We start from the raw sequence: 1,936 nt of genomic DNA, 5'->3' as shown, positions 1-1,936 counted from the left end.
ATGCCACAGAGCAGCACCAGGATCGTGATGAAAAAGATCGCCGTTGGCAGCGTCCATGCCATCCAGGTGAGGTTCATGGTCATACCCTCCCCAGGGCGAAGCCCTTGGCGATGGTGTTGCGGATGAACTCGTGCGTTTGTTTCATCACACCCTCCCTAGGGCAAAGCCCTTGGCGATGTAGTTGCGGACGAACCAGATCACGAGCGCGCCTGGAAGGATGGTGAGCACGCCGGCGGCGGCGAGCACGCCCCAGTCGAGCCCGGAGGCCGAGACCGTGCGCGTCATGATCGCCGCGATCGGCTTGGCGGCGGTCGTGGTCAAGGTGCGCGCGATCAGCAGCTCGACCCATGAGAACATGAAGCAGAAGAAGCAGGCCACGCCGACGCCGCTGGCGATCAGCGGCATGAAGATTTTTAGGAAGAAGCGCGGGAAGGAGTAGCCATCGATATAGGCGGTCTCATCGATCTCCTTCGGCACGCCGGACATGAAACCCTCGAGGATCCACACCGCCAGCGGCACGTTGAACAGGCAGTGTGCCAGCGCCACCGCGATATGCGTGTCGATCAGCCCGAAGGCCGAATAGAGCTGGAAGAATGGCAGCGCGAACACCGCCGGCGGCGCCATGCGGTTGGTCAATAGCCAGAAGAAGAGGTGCTTGTCGCCGAGGAACCGGTAGCGCGAGAAAGCGTAGGCAGCCGGCAGCGCCACCGAAACCGAGATCACCATGTTCATGACGACATAGATGATCGAATTGATGTAGCCCTTGTACCAGGACGGGTCGGTGAAAATCACGATGTAGTTGGCCAGGGTCGGGCTCTTCGGCCACAGCGAAAAGGCGCCCAGGATCTCCTGATTGGTCTTGAAGCTCATATTGACCAGCCAGTAGATCGGCAGCATCAGAAAGATGATGTAGATCGTCGGCACCAACCACCAGAACCGGGATTCTTCGCCGCGCCGGCGCATCAGCCGCGCAAGCTGGTCCTGCGACAATGTGCTGGCGAGCCCGTCCGAAACGGCCGTCTCACGCACCCGGTCCTGCCTCGTCGTTCCTTCGTTGGCGCCGCTCATCTCAGCGCTCCGCATCGACATTGGTCATGACGGTGTAGAACACCCATGACAGCAAAAGGATGATCAGGAAGTAGATGATCGACATGGCCGCCGCCGGCCCGAGATCGAACTGGCCGATGGCAATCTTGACCAGGTCTATCGACAGGAACGTCGTCGAATTGCCTGGGCCTCCGCCCGTGACGACGAACGGCTCGGTGTAGATCATGAATGAGTCCATGAAGCGCAGCAGCACCGCGATCAGAAGCACGCGGTTCATCTTCGGCAGCTGGATGTAGCGGAACACTGCCCAGCGTGAGGCGCCGTCGATCTTGGCCGCCTGGTAGAAGGCATCGGGGATCGAGACCAGTCCGGCGTAGCAAAGCAGAACGACGAGGCTTGTCCAGTGCCAGACGTCCATCAGGATGACCGTCACCCAGGCGTCGGTCGGATCGTTGACGTAGTTGTAGTCGAAGCCGAGCGACGACAGCGTGTAGCCGAGCAGGCCAATGTCGATGCGGCCGAACACCTGCCAAATCGTGCCGACGACGTTCCACGGGATCAGCAGCGGCAGAGCCATCAGAACCAGGCAGACCGGCACGCCCCAGCCTTTCTTGGGCATGTTGAGAGCGATGAAGATGCCGAGCGGGATCTCGATGGCGAGGATGGTTGCGGAAAAGATCAGGTTGCGGACCATCGACAGCCAGAAGCGTTCCGACTCCAGGATTTCGGTGTACCAGTCCGAGCCGTTCCAGAAGAAGACGTTGTTTCCGAACGTGTCCTGCACCGAATAGTTGACCACCGTCATCAGCGGGATCACCGCCGAGAACGCCACCAGCAGGAGGACCGGCAGCACCATGAACCAGGCCTTGTTGTTCCAGGTCTTCTCCAT

The 1,936-nt window shown here is 60.2% G+C and carries 2 protein-coding genes; both read right to left on the bottom strand.

Going from position 1 to position 1,936, the window contains the following annotated elements; all coding sequences use genetic code 11:
• Window positions 1-144: 144 nt before the first annotated feature.
• Window positions 145-1,068, bottom strand: a complete 924-nt coding sequence (locus EN893_RS31610; protein WP_027036701.1) for a carbohydrate ABC transporter permease — start codon at window positions 1,066-1,068, stop codon at window positions 145-147.
• 1 nt (window position 1,069) lies between these two features.
• The coding region (locus tag EN893_RS31605; protein WP_127272310.1) for a sugar ABC transporter permease at window positions 1,070-1,936 on the bottom strand (867 nt) is incomplete at its 5' end.

Source organism: Mesorhizobium sp. M7A.F.Ca.CA.004.04.2.1 (assembly GCF_004022825.1).
GTDB lineage: Bacteria > Pseudomonadota > Alphaproteobacteria > Rhizobiales > Rhizobiaceae > Mesorhizobium.
The sequence above is the reverse complement of the archived record's forward strand: the minus strand, read 5'-3'. Positions and strand labels throughout refer to the sequence as shown.